This window comes from Pedobacter sp. GQ55 (genome assembly GCF_059758925.1).
Window position 1 is genome coordinate 349,028 of record NZ_JCAXEI010000002.1, and the last position, 18,852, is coordinate 367,879.

The following is an 18,852-nucleotide window of genomic DNA, read 5'->3' on the forward strand; positions in this document are numbered from 1 at the left end:
CTATGGAACAAAAAACTAAAATCGATGCCGAAAATGGCAAACAGGAACTCAAAATCACAAGGGAATTCGATTTGCCATTAGAACTCCTCTTCAAAGCCTATGTAGAACCCGAGATCATAGAACAGTGGATGAACACAAAAGTGCTTAAATTGGAAAACAAAAAACATGGTAGTTACCATTTCCAAACCAGCGATCCTAAGGGAAACGTTGTATTTCACGCCAACGGAGTCATCCACGAGTTTATTCCAGACCAGAAAATCACCCGGACATTTGAAATGGACAACGCCCCTTTCGATGCCCAGCTGGAGTTCCTGCAATTCGAAAAACTCACCAACAATACCAGCAAGCTCACCATGCATATCGTATATAAATCAACCGAAATCAGAGATCAGGTACTGCAGTTACCATTTGCTCAGGGCATCAATATGGCACACAACAAACTACAAAACATCGTAAGCAAACTAAAATAACACACCATGACAAAGCGCAATAAAATCATCTATTGGATCGCCACAATCTGGCTCTCATTAGGAATGTTATCAACCGGAATAGTCCAATTAATTAAAATGGAAGATGAAGTAACCATGATGAAAAACTTAGGTTACCCCATCTATATCCTAACCATCCTGGGTATTTGGAAAATACTGGGCGTCATAGCAGTACTTATCCCAAAATTCGCCCTGTTAAAAGAATGGGCTTATGCAGGCTTTTTCTTCGCCATGTCGGGCGCAGTATGCTCTCACTTAGCCAATGGCGATGGTGGCAAAGATTTTTTTGGACCAATATTATTACTAGTGCTGACTTTTGTATCTTGGTATTTCAGACCTGCAGATAGAAAGATCACCACAATTAATCTATAAAAGCATGAAAAACAACAAAAAAGAGTTGTCTCCAGAACAACGCGAAGAACTACTCAAAACGCTTAAAAACCGCTTCGAGAAAAACATGAGCCGCCATAAAGATATAGAATGGGCCAAAGTACAGGCAAAACTCGATGCTAGTCCTGAAAAACTATGGTCGCTAGATGATATGGAAGTAACCGGCGGCGAACCTGATGTGGTTGGTTACGATAAAAACACAAACGAATACGTCTTTTACGATTGTGCAGCCGAAACCCCTAAAGGACGTAGAAGCCTTTGTTATGACCGCGCGGCGTTAGATGCAAGAAAAGAGCATAAACCACAAAATAGTGCAATGGATCTGGCTGCCGATATGCGCATAGAAATATTAACGGAAGAACAATACCGCGAACTGCAGCAACTCGGAAAGTTCGACACCAAAACATCGAGCTGGCTAAAAACACCTGCCGACATCAGAAAACTCGGAGGAGCACTTTTTGGTGATTACCGCTACGAAACCGTGTTCCTGTATCACAACGGTGCAGAATCTTACTATGCCGCCAGGGGCTTCCGTGGCGCACTAAGGGTCTAATTTTTCACAAAAAACTAACGAACAGTATGGATCCTAAAGTTGATTTTTATTTCAGCAAAGAAAAAAAGTGGCAGGAAGAAATAGAGCGGTTAAGAGTAATCGTGCTCAGTTGCGATCTTACCGAAGAATTAAAATGGGGCTGCCCCTGTTACACTTATCAGAACAGCAACATCGTGTTAATCCACGTATTTAAAGAATACTGTGCGCTGCTGTTTTTCAAAGGCACCCTGTTAAACGATCCCAATGGCATCCTGGTTCAGCAAACAAAGAATGTGCAGTCGGCGCGCCAAATCCGCTTCACCAACGCACTCCAAATAGTTGAACAGGAAGCCATCCTCAAAACCTATATCCACCAAGCCATTGAAGTAGAAAAAGCCGGCTTAAAAGTCGATTTCAAGGAACATACAGCACTCGTATTCCCTACCGAATTTCAACACAAACTGGATCACATCCCTGCACTAAAAACCGCTTTTGAAGCATTAACTCCGGGCCGACAAAGAGGCTACCATCTCTATTTCACTTCGGCCAAACAATCCAAAACCAGAGCAGCAAGGGTCGAAAAATGCATGCCCCTAATCCTCAATGGAAAAGGACTGGATGATTAGTAAATTCTCGATGGCGGCAAGCCATACATCTTTTTAAATGCAAACGAGAAATGTGAAAGGTCCTCAAACCCAATCTCCAGATACACATCTGATGGTGCCCGGCCTTTCTCTTTAATCAGGTAATGCGCCTCCTGCAACCTCCTTTGCAGCAGCCACCTGCTTGGCGTAACATTAAAAACCTGCGAAAAATCGCGTTTAAACGTAGCCAAACTACGCCCCGTAAGGTAGGCAAAGCGCTTTAACTGCACATTAAAATGGAAGTTTTTATTCATAAAGGCCTCCAGATCTATTTTACCGGGCTCACTAAAATCAAACAGCACATCCTTTAATTCAGGGTTCGTCTGCAGCAGGATCATAATTGCCTCGCGCTGTTTTAATTTCTGAAGATCCGCATTAATCAACTGATCAGCCTCGACATACGGCAACAGCGAATTCATAAAACTCTGATAAAGTCCAAAACCTTCCAAAGGCTTCACTTTTTCAGCAACCCTGTTTCTATTACCTTCCTCTTTATAGCCATACTCCATGCTAAAGTCGCTTAAAGCCGTCTGATCCAGATAAATGGAAACCGATTTAAAAACCCCTCCCGGAGGAGGCTGTTTCACAAACTTAAGCAACTGGTTTCGTCTGATGAACCGAAAATCACCCTCATTAAAAACATGCTCACTAATGCCGTCACTTATCGTCAGCGTACCAGATATCTGGTAACTAAACACATGCTCAGGAACAAACTGCTCCCCCTGCCTGTTGCGGGTAAAATAGCAAGAGTAAGCAATGGGCGAATTAGTCATAGGTCATAAAATTAAGCATTTTTACTGTTTTCTTTTAACATCGCTGATGTACCACTTCCCGTCAGCACTAGCAAGAAAGTTCTCAGAATCATCATGATCTGTCGATAAGCTTACATCCAGCCATTCTTCCATTTCCACTTGCCTCACCTCATTGGCATTGTTCAGCATACCTATCGCCTCACTGCCTAGTACCAAATGCACCGGTGGCGCAGGATGCGAAACCAGTTCAACCATCACTTTTGCTGCTTTCTCAGGATCTCCCACAGGGATAAATTTTCCCCCTTTAAATAGTGCTGTCCGCTGATTAACCATTTCATAACCCTCAATCTCATTTGCATAGGTCATAGATGCGCCTGCCCAATCGGTCCTAAAACCACCCGGCTCTACACTGGTCACATATATACCCAGTGGCACTACTTCCTTAGCCAAAGCCTCAGTAAAGCCGCCTAAACCAAATTTTGCCGCCTGATACATCGTTAAACCAGCATTACCCACTCTTCCGCCTATCGAGCTTATTTGCAATATACGTCCCTCACCCTGGTTGCGCATATAAGGTAAAACCGCACGGGTAATTTCAATTGGTGCGTACAGGTTTGTTTCCAGCTGACTGCGTACCTGCTCGTCTGTATAAGCTTCGGCAGCGCCGATGATGCCAAATCCAGCATTGTTCACCAGCACATCAATACGTCCAAAATGTTTCGCTGCCTCAGCAACAGATGCATAAACCTGTTCATAATCAGTTACGTCCAGCGCTATAGGAAGTATCTGATCAGCAAATCGTGTTACCAGATCATTCAATTGTGTAATATCGCGTGCCGTTGCAGCAACTTTATCGCCGCTATTCAACACTGCTTCTGTCAGGCTCCGCCCTAATCCTCTCGAACTGCCTGTAATAAACCATACTTTTGCCATTGTCTTAATTTTTAAATACAATCCAAAGGTACCGGTGAATTCAGCGCAACGTTTTGTTCAAAAGCTCAAACTGCTTTGTTAAAAAGCTCAGTAAATCTTATCTTTAGTGTATGCGCAAATTATTACAAAAGCTATTTTCTCCGTTGATCATCAGGCTTGCCAATAAATACGCATCAAGGCCAGATAGCACGAGAGTACACAAAGCACTATCGGCATTATACCAGGACATCATACAGCGTCCTGGCAAACGAGGGCAACTTATCGATCTGGGCACAAAACACCGCATCATCCTCTTTTCAGACCAGCACAAAGGAAACCGAAGTCATCAGGACGACTTCACCCTTTGCGAAGACAATTACCTGGCCGCACTCCGTTATTACAACGAGCACGACTTTCTATACGGCAACCTGGGCGACAGCGAAGAGCTTTGGAAAAACATGCTCATCGATGTCATCAAACACAACAAAGCAAACTTCGAAGCAGAAAAGCGCTTTCTGGAACGCAATGCCTATATCAAGCTTTTTGGCAACCACGATCTCTACTGGGACAACGATCCCCTTGCGGGCTTTATGCTCAAAAACATCTTTGGGACAAAGGTTCGAATATATGAGGGCATCATTTTCACCCTCGCTGTTAAAGAGCAGCAACTCAACATATTTATCACCCATGGCCATCAGGGCGATATGCAAAGCGATGGAAACTGGTTCAGCAAATGGTTCGTCTCCAATATTTGGGGGCCGGTGCAATCCTTCCTCCGCATCAACCCCAATACACCTGCCTTTGATAACCAGCTCAAATCCGAACACAACCAGATCATGTACGACTGGACCGCCAAGCAAACCAACCTCGCTTTAATTACCGGCCACACCCATCAGCCTGTATTCAATTCACTTACCCACCTGGAACGTACTTACATCAGGCTAAACGAGGCTAAGAAAAAAGACGACAAAGCAACCATTCAGAAACTGGAAGCCGAACTGTTGGCAGGAAAAATCAGTGGCAATACCTCTCCCAGGCTTGAAAATTCCAAAAATACCTATTTCAATGCCGGCTGTTGCTGTTTTAACGATGGCGACATCACTGGTATAGAAATAGAAGACGGCAAGATCAGACTTATTGAATGGAAAAAAGACACCAACGGCGTACCGCAGCACCTGATACTTGAAGAAACAACGCTGGAGAATCTGCTTGGCTAATTAATGAACCTCCCGATCTCAAGCTACCCTAAGAATCCCTTTATAAGGTTAGCTAACTCTTCAGGTTTTTCTGCAAGCAAGAAATGGCCACTATCCTCAACTTTTGCCAACTGTAAATCTGTTGTATAGTTAGGCAGGGAATACTGCAGCATTTCATACCCGGTAGCACCAATTCCAATTACAGGCATCATGAGTTTACCATACGTTTTACTATCCTCTATATCCTGCGGAAAAGCCTGATACCAGGCATTTGACGCACGTATTCCATCATTACTATCATAAGCAAAAGCATAAACAGCTTTATCAAACTCATCAATACTATTTTGATCTTTCAATAAGTTTCTAAAAATCCATTCTATTACAATAGATATCCTACCTGCTAGCAGCTGTTCAGGAAGTTCTTTTGTTTGATTGAAGGCAAGCCACCATGGATAAGTATAGTTTGCCCCTAATATCGGGAGCATAGGGAGTTGATACATTCCCGCATCCGGATGCGGGGTATCTAGAACAATAAGCTTCGAAGTCATCTCCGGAAAATTGGCAGCAAAGCTAAAGGCAACGTGGGCCCCAATATCATGACCCGCTATATTAATTTTTCCGTATCCCAATTTTTTCACAAGCTCATAAACATCCTTCGCCATGTTCTTTTTATCGTAACCGTCCAATGGCTTTTGCGAACTACCCATACCCCTCATATCTATTACAATAACACGATAATTTGTTGCCAGTAATGGCATTACTTTATGATAAGCCCACCAAGTTTCCGGCCATCCCGGAATTAAAATTAAAGGCTGTCCTTCACCACCCTCCACATAATGCAGCTCCGTCCCATTCACTTCTGCATAATTGTTTTTAAAATCAGGTAGCAATTTTATTAGTTCTTCGTCTGAATACTGCATTTTGATAATTTTAATTACTGATCAATTTTCAATTGTAAAAGCAAAACTAAACAGTAATTTTGTAACCAACAAGTATGAAGTATACTACATAGTTCATTTTTATTTTTATACTCCAAAGACATATGAAATTAATTAATCAGCTTTCCAAAGAAACAGGAATACCTATCGGCACTATAAGATTTTATGAAAAAACAGGTCTATTCACAGGCGAAAAGAAAGAGGAAGTAAAAACCAATAACTACGTATACTATGGAGATGATGTTGTCGAGAAATTAAGGTTTATACAAATGGCAAAAGCGGTAGGTTTTACGCTGGCCGAAATCAAGGAAGTTGTAGATGCCTGGTACAAAAAGCAAATCAGCAAAAAAGCAAAAATTGAAGTTCTTGATAAGAAATTACTGCAAATAGACGAGAAAATGAAAGAATTAAAATCAGTCAAAAAGCAAATTGCTATTTGCAAGTTTAATATTGAAAATGAAAGTATTGAAAACCCTGATGATACTATCATTAATGGAGGCAGACCTCTCGATCTACCCCCGTATTAACGCTCTCACCTACAAAGATAAAAAAACAACTTGTATATACAAGAATCCCTTAAATAGTTACAAACTTTTCAAAAATAGAACCCACCCAATTCATAGAATTTGAATTAGTTTTTTATTTTTGGCCAGCCTATGTTCAAGCCCATTACCTTTGAAAATGAAAACTACCTGATCCACCCTTTCCGGCCCGAAGACCTGGAACGTTTTGGTCAAATCTCAAAAGAAGTATTTTGCATCCTTTCCGATGATCATACCTTAAAATTCGTTCCCAATAAACGATTGAGTACATTTCAGGAAGCAGAACTATTCCTGCAAACCATGCTCATCAATGCCCATGCCGGGCGCAACTACCTTCATTTCATTACCGATAAAAAACTCAGCAAAGTCGTAGGCATCATCGACCTCATTTCCCCTCAGGTAGCACAGGAACATTACCAGATCGACCACTATCCCTTCTTCATCGAATTTTACCTCAGCAGTTTTGCCAGCGGCTGTTACCTCATGACAGACATCCTTCCTCCCATCGTAGACCAAATCCTTTCACAAGGCATTTCCAATATAGGCGCCGTAGTCAACCGCGATAACATAGCCGCAAAGAAAGTCCTAAAGAAAGCACAATTCCGATATAAAAATCCTTTCGATCCGGTTCAGGATTTTTATGAAATCACACAAAACTAAGCGCTTACAAAGAGTTGTCCGTAGCCTCAAAATCACATATTTCGTTATACTTGGGTTTTACAATCACCTTACCCTTTAAATCCATAAGGCCAAGCTTTATGGCACTCACTTCGTTGTAATTACCATCCAAATCACCAAAACGAAGTAAACCGTGCTGGTACGAAATAAATTTTGTCGTTTTATTTTTGCTCAGGTCAATCAATGGCTTTTTGTCCAAACCAATAAAAGCTGTTGGCTCATAATCTACATTTTTCACAAAAAACAAACCATTCCCCAAACTGGCAAATCCGTTATCACCAAGTGCAAGTATCTGTTTCCCTTTCGTATCAATTATTACTTTTTCATACGGATTCTTAAGAGAGCTTGCCAAAAGATGCTTGCTATCCAAAATAGCTAAACTACTCCAGTTAAAATCAAGTAAATGCTCTCCTTTGGTATCAATCAGCGCATATTCCGATTGCCCGTCATCTTTGCTGTCAAATCTTGCAACCGTCGCCATGCCATAACTAAAGTCCACCCCTTTGGCAAGGTTGGGCTTTACTACCTCTTTCCCTTTCGCATCTATATAGCCGTAATGCGGCACATACTCATCATAAAACTCATGTATTTTATAAACCATCACCAGGGCCAGGCCATTGCTAAATGCCGAAATCTCCCTATAAGTTGGTTGTGCTACCACCTGCCCGGTTATCGTAATAAGTCCATATACAAAACTATCCTCAGTCTTAGCTTCGGCAAACGAAAAGCTTGCCAACCCATTCCCAAAATTCGACTCAATATCAAACTTAGTATCCGTAACTATTTTTCCCTGTAGGTTAATGAGCCTGCCAATACTTTTTTTATCACCCTTTCTCGAATTGTATTTCTCAAGCACCTTTGCTAACCCTTTCTCAAAAGTCTCAGCACCTAAATATTGAAGCTTTATTACTTCTTCTCCCTTTAAATTCACATAGCCATAGCTTCCATTTTTTGCTACAACAGCAAGCCCTTGCGAAAAATAGCCGACCGTATCATATATCGCCTCAACCACCATTTTTCCACTCGCATTAATAAAGCCCCATTTGTCATTTACCTCCACTCCCGCCATTCCCTCATTAAAGAAAGTCGCATTTGTAAATTGAACAGGAATTACCAATTTCCCCGCTGAATTGCAAAAGCCCCATTTGCCTGCCTTTTCAGAGTTGTCTATAGCAACAACATTCACATTTTCACTTTGTCCACTGGGCATTTCCACTACCGGATACGACTTAGGGATGTATTTTCCAATGTTTACCGGTACAAGGTTGTTGTTCCACAAACCCGCATCATCATAAACCAGCGGTACCACTTCATTACCAGAAACATCAATAAACCCACATTTGCCATTCAGGCGAACCTGAGCCAGATATTTTTTGTCTTTTTGGGCAAATGCGAAGGAAAAGCATACCGTTAACAGCAGCAGGAGCAGAAATTTAGCGTAATTTGATAGCATTCAATGTTTTTTAAGGATGATGTAGGTGCATTAAAGTTAAGCATCTTCTCCTTTATATTGCAAATGAGCCTCCGGATTATAAACTTCCAGTATAAAACCTGGATTGGCCAGATCATTAAATTCAAATTGGCGATATAAACCATGCGCGTCACTGGTATTTAACATTTTTCTCCTTAACCTTTTCGACCACGGTTGCTCAAAAATATGAGCCAGCATTACCTTCGATATCCCATTTCCCCTAAATTCAGGCAACACCATAAAATCAGCGAACCACCCAAAAGTATAATAATCCGTAATCACCCTGCCAAATCCAACCTGCGCTCCCTCTACAAAAGCACCGACGCAAAAAGAATTCGCTAACGATCGATCTACCAATTCATACGAAATACCTTTCGCCCAATAAGAATCCTCACTTAAGAATCGGTGTACCGTCTTTACATCCATATTCTCTTTACCTGTTTTAACAATAACTTCTAACATAATATCTAATTTTTTATACAAAAATAGCTGGCAGCATTAAATGAACACAGTTACAGTTTTTGAAATTTAAACAGACACAGTTATCTTTACATAATGAAGCGTAACTTCCTGTATACAGAATTATCAAACAACATTGCCGGTCTCATTAAAAACGGCGTTCTAAAAGAGGGCGACCGCCTCCCATCAGTAAGAATGCTATGCACCGAACATGGCATTAGCATGAACACCGCAAAAAGGGTATTCCTCGAACTCGAAGCACAATCGCTCATCCAATCAAAACCACAATCCGGCTATTTTGTAAATCGCTTACCCTACAAAAAGCTTCCGCTTGCAGAAGTAAGCAGTCCTTCATTAATCAATGGCAATCAGGAGCCCGAAGAATTGATCCGTAAAATCTACGCCAACATGGGCAATACTGATCTTACGTTTTTCTCCATCGGTGCACCTGCAGATCAGCTATTGCCCTTAGCTAAGCTAAATAAGGAAATCGTCCAGGCCACCCGATCACTCAGCCACAGTGGCACCGCATACGAACCCTTACAAGGCAACGAGAAATTACGAAGAGTGATTGCAACACGTTCCTTAACCTGGGGAGGGAATTTTGATGAAAACGACCTGGTCACCACAGCCGGCGGAATGAATGCACTATCCTTTTGCATGATGGCCCTATCAAAGCCTGGCGATACCATCGCAATGGAAAGCCCGTGTTACTCGGGCATCCTGCAATTGGCTCGCAGTTTAGGGCTAAAAGTAATCGAACTGCCTACCCATCCCATCACGGGAATCGAAATCGATGCCCTAAAAAAAGTAGTCTCCAAAATCAACCTGTGCCTGCTGGTTCCAAACTTCAATACACCCTTGGGTAGTTGCATGCCTGATGAACATAAAAAAGAAGTCGTCGCACTTTTGGCCAAACACGGCGTTCCGCTTATAGAAGACGACATCTATGGCGACCTGTATTTTGGCGCCCAACGCCCTAAATGCTGCAAGTCCTTTGATACCGAGGGAACAGTACTATGGTGCAGTTCTATTTCCAAAACCCTGGCACCGGGTTATCGCGTGGGCTGGATCGCACCAGGCAAATACAAAGAACAAATCCTCAAACTAAAATTGGTGCACGCCATATCCTCAACGACCATTACACAAGAAGCAGTAGCTAACTTTCTAAAAACCGGCAGGTACGAAAATCACCTGCGCAAATTGCGCCAAACCTTACAGTACAACTACCAGCAATATATAGATACCATCGCCGAATATTTTCCAGAGGGGACCAAAACGAGTCGACCACAAGGCGGGCTTGCCTTATGGGTAGAGTTTAATAAAGAAATCAATACTACAGTACTGTTCGAAAGGGCGCTGAAACAGAACATCAGCATTTCTCCCGGAAGGATGTTTACCCTGCAAAATCAGTTTGAAAACTGCATGAGGCTTTCCTTGGGCCTACCCTGGTCCGAAACACTTAAACAAAAATTAAAATTACTTGGCAGGCTGGCAGGATCATAACTGATCAAAATACGCCGTAGTCTCCTCCAGTATAGATTGCATCAGCGCCCCTGCTTTCCTGTGTTTTAATATTGGCGCTATCTGCCCGCCCCAGAACAAAATCAAGTCCCACTTCTCCTGCTCAATCGCACCCTTTCTTAAATGCGACATGAACTGCGTTTGTAGCGGAAAAGGCAAAAAGCCATACTCTTTATGGATCATATCCTTTGCTAACCTGCTGGTTATTCCCCTGCCAAGCCTTCCGGTATAAGCCCTCGATAAGGTAGTATACTTAGCATTATCCGAGAACAGCATTTTCCTATGGACGACCGTAGCGTTCGACTCCTCAGTAGCCAGAAAAGCAGTACCAATCTGAGCCGCCTCTGCACCAAGTGCCAGCGCCGCCGCAACCCCCCTTCCATTGGCAATACCACCTGCAGCAATCACCGGAATTTTAACCTTTTCTTTAATCAATTGAAGCAATACAAACGTTCCGGTGGTCGATGATTCAGCTGAGGCCAAAAAAGAAGGACGATGTCCACCCGCTTCAAAGCCAGAGGCAATGATCAGATCAACCCCGGTTGCCTCCAATGCTATGGCCTCATCCAATGTAGTTGCCGCTCCAAGGGTAACAATCCCCAGCCTTCTGCACTGCTCCAAAATATCCTCGTCCAGCAAACCAAACATAAAACTAAACACAGGTGGTTTCTGATGTAATATCACCTCCAGCTGATTTTCAAAACGCGATTTAAATGGCACTGGTTTTTCAGGCAATGCGATGCCCACTTCATCAAAATAAGGTTTAAACAAAGCCTGGGCCTGTTTAAACTGCTCATCAGAAACAGTACCATCAACCGCATCCGTATCAGAAACCCATAAATTGATGTTATAAGGCTTATTCGTTGCAGCCTTAATCTGCTGATCTACCTCAATAATTTCCTGTGGACTCAATGTATAAGCCCCATAGCCCCCAAGTCCACCAGCGTTAGACACTGTCGATACCAGCGCCACAGAAGAAAGGTTCCCCCCAAATGGCCCTTGCAAAATAGGATAATCAATCCCCAATATTTTCGATGCTCTTGTTTCGTACCACATCATCTTAAAATTCATTAATCATTATACAATCGGCTCAACGTCTCTCTCGAAACACCCAAATAAGCAGCGATCAACTTTTTAGGCACCATATTATAAAGCTCCGGATACAGCTTCAAAAGCTCCTCATACCTATACCGCACATCATTATTCATAAAGGATAACAACCTTTTTTGAACCGCCACATAGCCTCTATTCGTCCGCCACCTAAAGAAATGCGCTACCTTATGGATCTCATTACACAGCTTTTCCCGGTCACTATTACTAAGGCAAAGCACCTCCGCATCGCTAATACAGTCCACATTAACGGTGGCCTTGGTATGGCTATACAACGCGTTATAATCAGAAGCCCACCAGGTAGGCATGGCAAATTGCAGGATAAACATTTTCAGGTCATCGTTGATAAAAAAAGCCTTTAAACAACCCGAAATCACGAAGTATTCACAATCCACCACATCCCCCTCCATTATAATGGCTTGCCCTTTTTTGAAGCTAAGTTTTTTAAAATGCGAGAAAAAATAATCAAACTGTTCATCGGTCAGAACAACCAATTTATCGATATGAGCTTTTAAAATTTCCTTAGCTTCCGATGGCATATCAGCTATGTTTCATTGTACGCTTTAAAGTTAAAGATTTAAATCTATTCGCTTACGTCTGTAAACATTTTGTTAACCATCATCCAGCGGTTATCAATCTTATGAAACGATAGTAACTCGTCATAATTGAACTCATACATTTTAACATGCACTTTAGCTACAGCAATGGTATTGATCACCTCAATCGATATCACCGTTCCCTTAAAAGGCTTACCAGAATCTTTAGGACTTTCCCTGTTGGCCACACCATTAAGGTACTGGTCAAGCGTTTTAAAATAAGGCTGCCCTTTTATATCGGCAAACAACAAAGTACCCGGGTTTAAAACCTTCCGCAGCTTATCCGTATCACCTTCATAAATCCCTTTAAAATAATAATCTTCCAGTGCCTGGGTAATTGCCAATGAATCTTCTTTAGTAGTTTTCATTTTCTTTAGTTTTTATAGGTCAAATTAATTTAGGTGATGCCCCGCAGCCATACCACCATCTACATTGATGATTGCTCCAGTTATAAAATTGCTTCTGGCAACTAAATATACCATCTGTGCAATGTCTTCCACCTCACCAACACGGTTAAGCAAATGCAATCCTGCACTTTGATCCGCATCTTCACCATGCATAGGTGTACGGATCACGCCCGGCGCAACAGTGTTCACCCTGATGTTATGTTTTCCAAATTCAGCCGCAAGCTGCAAGGTAAGCGCATGTATTCCTCCTTTAGAGGTCATTGGTGCAGTTGATGGCCCACCACCAAGCGCATGATTTACCAACGGAGTACCAATATTGATCACTACACCACTCTGCTGTTTCAACATTTGTGGAATAATCGCCTGTGTGGTAAAAAAAGTGCCCTTCAGGTTGGTATTTAAAAAGCGGTCCAGATAAGCCTCATCCACTTCCAGAAATGGCTTAGTTTCATAAATACCGGCATTGTTTACCAGTACATCCACCGCTCCAAATTTCTCAAGGGCTATAGCCAAAAGCTGCTCACCTGTACTTTTATCCTTTACGTTCCCTGCTAACATTTCCAGGTTCCCGCCCCCACCAAGCTCCCGATAAACCAGTTCCAGCTTTTCCGGGGTTGATGAATTGATCACTACATTATCCCCGTTTTCTAAAAAGTGGCGGGCTATTTCTTTACCGATTCCGGATGAGGCACCGGTAACTATTATGGTTTGCTTTTTCATTCCCTTATTTTTTATCGGCTGTAATCCCTTTTTCTCTTAATACAGATACCTGTTCACCTGCAAATCCCCAATCATCAAGTTCTATTTCCTGAATCACCACATGGGTCAGCTGAGGGTCTTTATTCAATACATCTGTCATCAGATCGGTAACCCCTTTAATCAGGGCTTGTTTTTGTTCGCGACTAACCCCTTCGCGGGTTAGTTCAATTTTAATGTATGGCATGGCTTTATATTTTAGGCTAAAACTGGTTGTACAGCTTTAGCGGTTACCTCAATAGACAATTCAAAATCATTGTAGATCAGGGTATCACCTAAATTCTGGAAGAAATTGCCCGAGCGGAACTTCATTTCGTATTTGGTACGGTCAACTAACAGTTTGGTTGTAGCGCGCAAAATGTCGCCATTTGCCGCTATCGATGCATCAAAATTGATTGGGTTGGTAATGCCTTTAATAGTCAGGTCGGCTTCAACATCATTTCCAGAAACTGAGGTGATTTCCAATGTTGCTTCAGGATATTTTTCAATCGCAAAGAAATCGTCAGAAGCCAGGTGACCGGCAAATTGTGCATTCGTTCCGGGATCAGCAACGTCCAGTATTTTAATAGAAGTAGTATCGATAATGAATTTACCACCTTCCAGTTTACCGTCGTTCAGAATAATTTCACCTTCTTTAATACCAATGGTACCATTGTGTACTCCGGTTACTTTTTTGCCTACCCAATCAATATTACTTTGGGCAGCTAAGATTTCAAATTTTTGAATTTTCATAACTTTTGTTTTTAATTGTACATCAAAGTTCTAAAGGATTTGCCCAGAAGTTGTGTGACCTACATCACCATTAAAATAAAGCTTGTTTTATGTGATCCAGATCACTATAAGAGAGCCACCTGGTATCACCCAAATTTGTTACAATAAAACAACACAGAAAAGGTTGGCCCTTATACTATTTTTGCTAATTTAGAATGTTGCCAAATAAAAACAGGAGAATAAAATAATGACATTTTCCTGCACAATTATTACAGGCAGCTAACGTTTAGACTGATAATAATTAATGGGGAAACCCTTTTTAATAACCCAAAATCAGAATTCAATGAAAAAACTGAGGTCAAAAGTAGTAAAAGCGCTCAAAAGAGAATTTACCTTCGAATGCACAATTTCAGCAAGAATGAATCAGGTTATTTTAGATGTTAAAAACATTGATTTTGAACAGCACCTCGGACAATTAATTCAGCAAACTCAGCAAATCATTGACAAGTATTTCCCTCAGAGGGAAGAACACCTTTGCCTTGTCATAAGACAAATAGACGGGAACCACCAGAATACATTTAAGATCTGGAAGTCGGTTTATTAAACTCGTTTTTAGCTACTAGTTTTATTTAGAACTGTTTCAATTGAATAGATAGCCGTGGCATATGCTTAGTGCTTTCTATTCAATTGAGAAATATTGCCCTGTTACTTCATCTCTCGCGAAATCCGATCCTATAGGTTCTTCAAGTAAGTGAATAAAGCTATCATCAAGATTTAATACCTTCCCTATTGAAACATATTGGAGATTTGTCGAATCATCAATATACTCCTGAGTTTCATAATCACTCATAATTGTCCATCCCGAATAATCTTCATAATCCCCTTCCTCACGGTATAATCTACCAACCTTAAATCCTTCTTCAAGAATATGATTAGATACAAAGCATTTTCGCCTACATTTTTCGATCATCTCACCCATTGGATCTTCAAAATCCAACTCATCAAGTGTGTTATACTGAATAATGTGTTCCCTTCTAAAGGTGATAGAATCGCCAGCCTTTAAATCTTTAATATAAAAAGGGTCGTTATCTAAAATACCAGAATAATTACCATACTCATCAACAGACTCCATGATAACCCACATTCGTTCTGCGCTAACAGCATCTGGGTCATCAGATTCAAATGAAAATATCAGCTTAACTGTTGCTTCTCCAGGTATTAGCCGATCAATTATTTCATCAGACGGTTTATAGAAAGTATATGGTGCTTCCTTTCGAACTTCATTAGCATTCTCTAATTTCCAACTAGGCATAACTACTCTTCAATCTGCTTTTTATCCTTAGGCTTTGTCTTAATTACCACTCCGTACTTCTTATCGGTAACCTCATAAGCTTTAAGCTCTTTCGCCCCCACTACACTAATACTAATAAATGTGCTATCTGCAATACTTGCCAAATCACCCTCGTAATTGTCTTTTAAAACCTTTTCATTTAAAATATACTTTACGTTTTGATCATTTGAATCATCACTAAGTATTTTCTTGTATTCGGCCGACTTTCCCGATAAGTACTGCTGAAAAAGTTTTGTGCAATAAACCTTAGTTTGGATCAGTAGCACTCCATGTTTAGCCTTTTCGCCATATTTTTCAAAAGTATCTTTCTTCAATACAGTAACCATGGCGATTTCATTTGGATTTACATTCATCATTTCAGACATGAGCATTTCCTTTCCATCAAAGAAAATTAAAGGGTCACCAGTTAGTCTTGGTGGTCCATCTAGCGTAGCCCGAGTTTCTTTTGATGTTGTATCTGTTACCTCTTGAGCGAAAAGGTTAGTGGAATAAATCGCAAGAAAGAAAAAAACAGAAGTGAGTAAGCGGAGTTTATTTTTAAATAGGATCATATTTGAAAGCTTAATTTGTTATCGGATAATTCAGATGAACTAATTGAAGTAATATTAATGAAAAGATTTTAAATAGATGTGTGATGATCTACAGGTAAAGAAAATTGTTGGATTACTACACGGTCTTATCCGCCTATAGCTTTACAGTTGGTCTGATACGGGTTTCCCTTTAAAGTAACACAAGACATGAGTACGAGTGCCGGAGTCAAATCGATGACACCCTAATAAAGTTTAATAAATAGAACCTTTTATCCACTCACTATCTCTATCCTATCGGTCTGATCATCATACACCATTTTCAGATGCCTATCCCAATTCAGAAATTCATCACAAGTAAACTCTAATTTATCACCATTCCAACCTTTAAATTCTATCATGTCCATATCAATAGGACTCTCAATTTTGATTTTAGCCTTTAGACTTGTTGTGATTTTTTCGAATCTATAATAACCTGAAATAAAAAAACTTCCACTTGGTGCTACAATTAAATTATGATACTGCGGCTGGTCTTCTAATTCAATTATATTTCCTTTAAATCTATCCAGTAGAAATAAGTAGTCTGAGGTTAATACCAAAATCAGATTAGAAACCGTCGAAATTGCCACCCTTCTTGGAAAACCTCGAAACTCCCCACACCACTCACTATAGTCGTCATTTGTAAACTTTATCCATGTCCAGCCTTGAGAATTCCAGGGACTTTCATTGTCATAGATTCTTTCGTCATATTCTCCAGAAGACGGCTGGTTAATGATTTCTGCTTCAATTATCATGTCCGACTATTAGTTTACGATACGGCCAGTTCAAATATGCAAAAGCCTTAAAACAAAATCTAATTTATATTTGCAATCTAGCCATCCTACTACCCATCCCCCCATCCCAATTTAATTTCAGATATTAGCCCCTATACAAACTCCTCACCTCCAGCCCCCCTTTTAACCCATGCAGGAATTCCTCAGAACCCATATAGAAAAAATAGTCCCCCTAACCGATGAAGAATACGGCTTCATCCTATCCCATTTCACCACTAAAAAATTCAAAAAAAACCAATTCCTCATTCAAGAAGGCGAAGCCGTCAAATATTCCTACTTTGTAATCTCCGGGCTCCTAAAACTAGTCTACACAGAAGAAACCGGCAAACAACACATCGTCTCTTTCGCTATGGAAGACTGGTGGGAAAGCGATTACTATGCCTTTTTCACGGAAACCAAAGCCACCATGTCCTTAGAGTGCTTAGAAGATACCGAAGTCCTATGCCTCACACTAAAAGGCTACCAGGACCTATGCGATAACCTCCAAAAGATGGAACGTTTCTTACTTCAAAAAGCAAACTTCGGCTTTCTTGGATCCCAAAAACGCATCATCTCCTGGCTAACCTCCAACTCTAAAGAACGTTACGAACAGCTAATCAAACAATATCCATCTCTTATTCAACGCGTACCCAAAAGCCTCATCGCTGCCTACCTTGGCATTTCAAGGGAAACACTAAGCAGACTATCCTAATAAGTGTGACATACCTCACATCATAATAGTGAGAAACATCAACTCCCAACAGCCCCAGCTATCCCCACCTTTGTAATGCAAATCAAAACGCAAATACAATGGAATTAAAAAATATCAATCCCTGGAAATGGCAGGACGAACGCAGCTACTCACAGGCTATTGAAGTAAAACAAGCTCAAAGTACACTCTACGTCTCCGGACAAGCAGCAATCAATAAAGATGGCATATCTAGCAACGAAGACATGAAATCCCAGTTAATCCAGGCCATACAGAATCTGGAACAAGTAATCACCCAAGCCGGCTATGAACTCAAAAACATCGTAAAGCTAAACATCTACACCACTGCAACAGCAGAACTTTGGCCCAACTTCCCTATTCTTCAAGAATGGATCGCCAAACATAACATCAAACAGGCAACAACCCTACTGGAAGTAACAAGCCTCTTTGAAACATTAAAAGTAGAACTCGAAGCTACCGTAGTAAAATAACAAAAAAGCTGTGTCACATAACCAAGGCGACACAGCTCTACATATATAAACAAATGTTTAAAAAGTATAAAATATACTAGCCTGTATGCTATTATTCTTCAAATCACCTAAAGCCACCGATGGCGTTTCCTGAACTTTCTGCATACCATAAACATATCTTGCACCAATCCCTACGCCCATTTTTGACTGGAACCCTAGCCCTCCTGCCACTCCAAAATCAATCTTCTTAGCGAACTTAGCATCTGTAACCCCACCAATGTCTTCCTTTACCTTAAAACTTGCCTGCGGGCCAGCCTCAATATAGAACCCCGAATTTGTGCTGTATTTAAAAAGGATTGGCACGGAAGCATACGATAGCTTTATATCCTGTCCGGCAAACTTCCCTGCCTTTACTTTAGCCCCTTGCAGCGAGTAAAGAAATTCCTCTGTTACCAGGAAATTGTCTGTGAACTTGTAAGAAACAGTCAGTCCCGCATGGAAACCTGGAAGCGCCTCTGTATCAAAATTGGCACCACTAAAATTGCTGTAATTACCTCCTGCGGTAATACCGAATTCTAACTTTTTCATCAATTTCTGAACAAAACCAGCGTTTTCGGCGGTCTGACTAAAACCTTTTGTGCTTACTACAACCAAAACAACTAACACTAATACTAACTTTTTCATCTGTTTTTTAATTATTGATTTTTGAAGTCTTTTTCATTACTCCCCACCACACCAGCGGGTTATTTACATCAAAGGTGAGGTTAACAGGAACCCCTTTTAAGCAAAATGTGACCGAAGCGGGCAAAGTCATACCGGAAATGGCATATACCCGACTGAAAGAAAAGCCCAAAAACAGCAGTAGCCCCCTGAACAT

26 protein-coding genes are annotated in these 18,852 nt (G+C 41.0%); 11 read left to right on the forward strand and 15 right to left on the reverse strand.

What is annotated here, in order from left to right:
• Positions 1-2 precede the first annotated feature (2 nt).
• From AC6CH7_RS06240 to AC6CH7_RS06255, 4 genes are read left to right on the forward strand one after another with little or no spacing between them, the layout of a single operon-like run.
• Positions 3-470 (forward strand): SRPBCC family protein, encoded by a 468-nt coding sequence (locus AC6CH7_RS06240; RefSeq protein ID WP_498261866.1) that lies wholly within the window; start codon positions 3-5, stop codon positions 468-470.
• Between the two features lie 6 nt (positions 471-476).
• Complete coding sequence (locus AC6CH7_RS06245) at positions 477-860, forward strand: DoxX family protein (protein WP_498261867.1); 384 nt, start codon at positions 477-479, stop codon at positions 858-860.
• A 4-nt stretch (positions 861-864) separates the two neighbouring features.
• Complete coding sequence (locus tag AC6CH7_RS06250; RefSeq protein ID WP_498262346.1) at positions 865-1,431, forward strand: DUF4256 domain-containing protein; 567 nt, start codon at positions 865-867, stop codon at positions 1,429-1,431.
• Positions 1,432-1,457: 26 nt separating this feature from the next.
• A complete protein-coding gene (locus AC6CH7_RS06255; RefSeq protein ID WP_498261868.1) occupies positions 1,458-2,036 on the forward strand; it encodes a YdeI/OmpD-associated family protein in 579 nt (192 codons plus the stop codon).
• On the opposite strand, the gene AC6CH7_RS06260 is transcribed toward AC6CH7_RS06255, so the two are convergent.
• Together AC6CH7_RS06260 and AC6CH7_RS06265 are read right to left on the reverse strand one after the other, a co-directional pair.
• A complete protein-coding gene (locus tag AC6CH7_RS06260) occupies positions 2,033-2,827 on the reverse strand; it encodes a helix-turn-helix domain-containing protein (RefSeq protein ID WP_498261869.1) in 795 nt (264 codons plus the stop codon). The two genes, AC6CH7_RS06255 and AC6CH7_RS06260, sit on opposite strands and share 4 nt — an antisense overlap.
• A 21-nt stretch (positions 2,828-2,848) precedes the next feature.
• Complete coding sequence (locus AC6CH7_RS06265) at positions 2,849-3,739, reverse strand: SDR family NAD(P)-dependent oxidoreductase (RefSeq protein WP_498261870.1); 891 nt, start codon at positions 3,737-3,739, stop codon at positions 2,849-2,851.
• 110 nt (positions 3,740-3,849) lie between these two features.
• On the opposite strand from AC6CH7_RS06265, the gene AC6CH7_RS06270 reads away from it, so the two are divergent.
• A complete protein-coding gene (locus tag AC6CH7_RS06270; RefSeq protein ID WP_498261871.1) occupies positions 3,850-4,935 on the forward strand; it encodes a metallophosphoesterase in 1,086 nt (361 codons plus the stop codon).
• Between the two features lie 23 nt (positions 4,936-4,958).
• Here the strand turns inward: AC6CH7_RS06270 and AC6CH7_RS06275 are convergent, their stop codons facing one another.
• Positions 4,959-5,834, reverse strand: coding sequence for an alpha/beta fold hydrolase (locus tag AC6CH7_RS06275; RefSeq protein ID WP_498261872.1), 876 nt, complete (start codon positions 5,832-5,834; stop codon positions 4,959-4,961).
• 122 nt (positions 5,835-5,956) lie between these two features.
• Between AC6CH7_RS06275 and AC6CH7_RS06280 the strand changes: the two genes are divergently transcribed.
• Positions 5,957-6,379 (forward strand): MerR family transcriptional regulator, encoded by a 423-nt coding sequence (locus tag AC6CH7_RS06280; protein ID WP_498261873.1) that lies wholly within the window; start codon positions 5,957-5,959, stop codon positions 6,377-6,379.
• A gap of 129 nt (positions 6,380-6,508) precedes the next feature.
• Entirely contained in the window at positions 6,509-7,054 is a 546-nt protein-coding gene (locus AC6CH7_RS06285; RefSeq protein ID WP_498261874.1) for a GNAT family N-acetyltransferase, read from the forward strand.
• Between the two features lie 4 nt (positions 7,055-7,058).
• Here the strand turns inward: AC6CH7_RS06285 and AC6CH7_RS06290 are convergent, their stop codons facing one another.
• Together AC6CH7_RS06290 and AC6CH7_RS06295 are read right to left on the reverse strand one after the other, a co-directional pair.
• Positions 7,059-8,525 carry a WG repeat-containing protein gene (locus AC6CH7_RS06290; RefSeq protein WP_498261875.1) on the reverse strand — a complete coding sequence of 489 codons (1,467 nt, stop codon included), beginning with the start codon at positions 8,523-8,525 and terminating at the stop codon, positions 7,059-7,061.
• A gap of 36 nt (positions 8,526-8,561) precedes the next feature.
• Positions 8,562-9,005, reverse strand: coding sequence for a GNAT family N-acetyltransferase (locus AC6CH7_RS06295; protein WP_498261876.1), 444 nt, complete (start codon positions 9,003-9,005; stop codon positions 8,562-8,564).
• A gap of 93 nt (positions 9,006-9,098) precedes the next feature.
• On the opposite strand from AC6CH7_RS06295, the gene AC6CH7_RS06300 reads away from it, so the two are divergent.
• A complete protein-coding gene (locus tag AC6CH7_RS06300; protein ID WP_498261877.1) occupies positions 9,099-10,508 on the forward strand; it encodes an aminotransferase-like domain-containing protein in 1,410 nt (469 codons plus the stop codon).
• Here AC6CH7_RS06300 and AC6CH7_RS06305 read toward each other — a convergent pair.
• Genes AC6CH7_RS06305 through AC6CH7_RS06330 form a run of 6 tightly spaced genes read right to left on the reverse strand, consistent with a single transcriptional unit; the run spans position 10,503 to position 14,127 of the window.
• Entirely contained in the window at positions 10,503-11,585 is a 1,083-nt protein-coding gene (locus AC6CH7_RS06305) for an NAD(P)H-dependent flavin oxidoreductase (protein WP_498261878.1), read from the reverse strand. The two genes, AC6CH7_RS06300 and AC6CH7_RS06305, sit on opposite strands and share 6 nt — an antisense overlap.
• 11 nt (positions 11,586-11,596) lie before the next feature.
• The gene (locus AC6CH7_RS06310; RefSeq protein WP_498261879.1) at positions 11,597-12,175 is read right to left on the reverse strand and encodes a Crp/Fnr family transcriptional regulator; all 579 of its coding nucleotides are present in this window, start codon (positions 12,173-12,175) and stop codon (positions 11,597-11,599) included.
• A 44-nt stretch (positions 12,176-12,219) separates the two neighbouring features.
• Positions 12,220-12,600, reverse strand: a complete 381-nt coding sequence (locus tag AC6CH7_RS06315; RefSeq protein WP_498261880.1) for a nuclear transport factor 2 family protein — start codon at positions 12,598-12,600, stop codon at positions 12,220-12,222.
• Positions 12,601-12,624: 24 nt separating this feature from the next.
• On the reverse strand, positions 12,625-13,359 hold the full coding sequence (locus tag AC6CH7_RS06320) for an SDR family NAD(P)-dependent oxidoreductase (protein ID WP_498261881.1): 735 nt from the start codon (positions 13,357-13,359) through the stop codon (positions 12,625-12,627).
• Between the two features lie 4 nt (positions 13,360-13,363).
• Positions 13,364-13,582, reverse strand: a complete 219-nt coding sequence (locus AC6CH7_RS06325; RefSeq protein ID WP_048906676.1) for a tautomerase family protein — start codon at positions 13,580-13,582, stop codon at positions 13,364-13,366.
• An 11-nt stretch (positions 13,583-13,593) separates the two neighbouring features.
• Positions 13,594-14,127: a YceI family protein gene (locus AC6CH7_RS06330; RefSeq protein ID WP_498261882.1), complete on the reverse strand. Its 534-nt coding sequence runs from the start codon at positions 14,125-14,127 to the stop codon at positions 13,594-13,596.
• Positions 14,128-14,449: 322 nt separating this feature from the next.
• On the opposite strand from AC6CH7_RS06330, the gene AC6CH7_RS06335 reads away from it, so the two are divergent.
• A complete protein-coding gene (locus tag AC6CH7_RS06335) occupies positions 14,450-14,710 on the forward strand; it encodes a hypothetical protein (protein WP_172659791.1) in 261 nt (86 codons plus the stop codon).
• Between the two features lie 75 nt (positions 14,711-14,785).
• On the opposite strand, the gene AC6CH7_RS06340 is transcribed toward AC6CH7_RS06335, so the two are convergent.
• From AC6CH7_RS06340 to AC6CH7_RS06350, 3 genes are all read right to left on the reverse strand, one after another.
• A complete protein-coding gene (locus AC6CH7_RS06340; protein ID WP_498261883.1) occupies positions 14,786-15,418 on the reverse strand; it encodes an immunity protein Imm33 domain-containing protein in 633 nt (210 codons plus the stop codon).
• A gap of 2 nt (positions 15,419-15,420) precedes the next feature.
• Positions 15,421-16,008: a hypothetical protein gene (locus AC6CH7_RS06345; RefSeq protein ID WP_498261884.1), complete on the reverse strand. Its 588-nt coding sequence runs from the start codon at positions 16,006-16,008 to the stop codon at positions 15,421-15,423.
• A 248-nt stretch (positions 16,009-16,256) separates the two neighbouring features.
• Positions 16,257-16,778 carry a hypothetical protein gene (locus AC6CH7_RS06350; protein WP_498261885.1) on the reverse strand — a complete coding sequence of 174 codons (522 nt, stop codon included), beginning with the start codon at positions 16,776-16,778 and terminating at the stop codon, positions 16,257-16,259.
• A 169-nt stretch (positions 16,779-16,947) separates the two neighbouring features.
• Here AC6CH7_RS06350 and AC6CH7_RS06355 point away from each other — a divergent pair, with 169 nt between their 5' ends.
• Both AC6CH7_RS06355 and AC6CH7_RS06360 read left to right on the forward strand, forming a co-directional pair.
• Positions 16,948-17,508, forward strand: coding sequence for a Crp/Fnr family transcriptional regulator (locus AC6CH7_RS06355; protein WP_498261886.1), 561 nt, complete (start codon positions 16,948-16,950; stop codon positions 17,506-17,508).
• A gap of 98 nt (positions 17,509-17,606) precedes the next feature.
• Entirely contained in the window at positions 17,607-17,996 is a 390-nt protein-coding gene (locus AC6CH7_RS06360; protein WP_498261887.1) for a RidA family protein, read from the forward strand.
• A 57-nt stretch (positions 17,997-18,053) separates the two neighbouring features.
• Here the strand turns inward: AC6CH7_RS06360 and AC6CH7_RS06365 are convergent, their stop codons facing one another.
• Positions 18,054-18,659, reverse strand: a complete 606-nt coding sequence (locus AC6CH7_RS06365) for a porin family protein (protein WP_498261888.1) — start codon at positions 18,657-18,659, stop codon at positions 18,054-18,056.
• Between the last annotated feature and the right edge of the window lie 193 nt (positions 18,660-18,852).

Excerpts from the sequence above, each read along its gene's own strand:
- AC6CH7_RS06355 (WP_498261886.1), top strand. The coding sequence starts at position 16,948 with ATGCAGGAATTCCTCAGAACCCATATAGAAAAAATAGTCCCCCTAACC.
- AC6CH7_RS06255 (WP_498261868.1), top strand. The coding sequence starts at position 1,458 with ATGGATCCTAAAGTTGATTTTTATTTCAGCAAAGAAAAAAAGTGGCAG.
- AC6CH7_RS06335 (WP_172659791.1), top strand. The coding sequence starts at position 14,450 with ATGAAAAAACTGAGGTCAAAAGTAGTAAAAGCGCTCAAAAGAGAATTT.
- AC6CH7_RS06300 (WP_498261877.1), top strand. The coding sequence starts at position 9,099 with ATGAAGCGTAACTTCCTGTATACAGAATTATCAAACAACATTGCCGGT.
- AC6CH7_RS06340 (WP_498261883.1), bottom strand. The coding sequence starts at position 15,418 with ATGCCTAGTTGGAAATTAGAGAATGCTAATGAAGTTCGAAAGGAAGCA.
- AC6CH7_RS06275 (WP_498261872.1), bottom strand. The coding sequence starts at position 5,834 with ATGCAGTATTCAGACGAAGAACTAATAAAATTGCTACCTGATTTTAAA.
- AC6CH7_RS06245 (WP_498261867.1), top strand. The coding sequence starts at position 477 with ATGACAAAGCGCAATAAAATCATCTATTGGATCGCCACAATCTGGCTC.
- AC6CH7_RS06350 (WP_498261885.1), bottom strand. The coding sequence starts at position 16,778 with ATGATAATTGAAGCAGAAATCATTAACCAGCCGTCTTCTGGAGAATAT.
- AC6CH7_RS06270 (WP_498261871.1), top strand. The coding sequence starts at position 3,850 with ATGCGCAAATTATTACAAAAGCTATTTTCTCCGTTGATCATCAGGCTT.
- AC6CH7_RS06250 (WP_498262346.1), top strand. The coding sequence starts at position 865 with ATGAAAAACAACAAAAAAGAGTTGTCTCCAGAACAACGCGAAGAACTA.
- AC6CH7_RS06240 (WP_498261866.1), top strand. The coding sequence starts at position 3 with ATGGAACAAAAAACTAAAATCGATGCCGAAAATGGCAAACAGGAACTC.
- AC6CH7_RS06280 (WP_498261873.1), top strand. The coding sequence starts at position 5,957 with ATGAAATTAATTAATCAGCTTTCCAAAGAAACAGGAATACCTATCGGC.
- AC6CH7_RS06325 (WP_048906676.1), bottom strand. The coding sequence starts at position 13,582 with ATGCCATACATTAAAATTGAACTAACCCGCGAAGGGGTTAGTCGCGAA.
- AC6CH7_RS06360 (WP_498261887.1), top strand. The coding sequence starts at position 17,607 with ATGGAATTAAAAAATATCAATCCCTGGAAATGGCAGGACGAACGCAGC.
- AC6CH7_RS06305 (WP_498261878.1), bottom strand. The coding sequence starts at position 11,585 with ATGATGTGGTACGAAACAAGAGCATCGAAAATATTGGGGATTGATTAT.
- AC6CH7_RS06365 (WP_498261888.1), bottom strand. The coding sequence starts at position 18,659 with ATGAAAAAGTTAGTATTAGTGTTAGTTGTTTTGGTTGTAGTAAGCACA.
- AC6CH7_RS06285 (WP_498261874.1), top strand. The coding sequence starts at position 6,509 with ATGTTCAAGCCCATTACCTTTGAAAATGAAAACTACCTGATCCACCCT.
- AC6CH7_RS06320 (WP_498261881.1), bottom strand. The coding sequence starts at position 13,359 with ATGAAAAAGCAAACCATAATAGTTACCGGTGCCTCATCCGGAATCGGT.
- AC6CH7_RS06315 (WP_498261880.1), bottom strand. The coding sequence starts at position 12,600 with ATGAAAACTACTAAAGAAGATTCATTGGCAATTACCCAGGCACTGGAA.
- AC6CH7_RS06330 (WP_498261882.1), bottom strand. The coding sequence starts at position 14,127 with ATGAAAATTCAAAAATTTGAAATCTTAGCTGCCCAAAGTAATATTGAT.
- AC6CH7_RS06295 (WP_498261876.1), bottom strand. The coding sequence starts at position 9,005 with ATGTTAGAAGTTATTGTTAAAACAGGTAAAGAGAATATGGATGTAAAG.
- AC6CH7_RS06310 (WP_498261879.1), bottom strand. The coding sequence starts at position 12,175 with ATGCCATCGGAAGCTAAGGAAATTTTAAAAGCTCATATCGATAAATTG.
- AC6CH7_RS06290 (WP_498261875.1), bottom strand. The coding sequence starts at position 8,525 with ATGCTATCAAATTACGCTAAATTTCTGCTCCTGCTGCTGTTAACGGTA.
- AC6CH7_RS06345 (WP_498261884.1), bottom strand. The coding sequence starts at position 16,008 with ATGATCCTATTTAAAAATAAACTCCGCTTACTCACTTCTGTTTTTTTC.
- AC6CH7_RS06265 (WP_498261870.1), bottom strand. The coding sequence starts at position 3,739 with ATGGCAAAAGTATGGTTTATTACAGGCAGTTCGAGAGGATTAGGGCGG.
- AC6CH7_RS06260 (WP_498261869.1), bottom strand. The coding sequence starts at position 2,827 with ATGACTAATTCGCCCATTGCTTACTCTTGCTATTTTACCCGCAACAGG.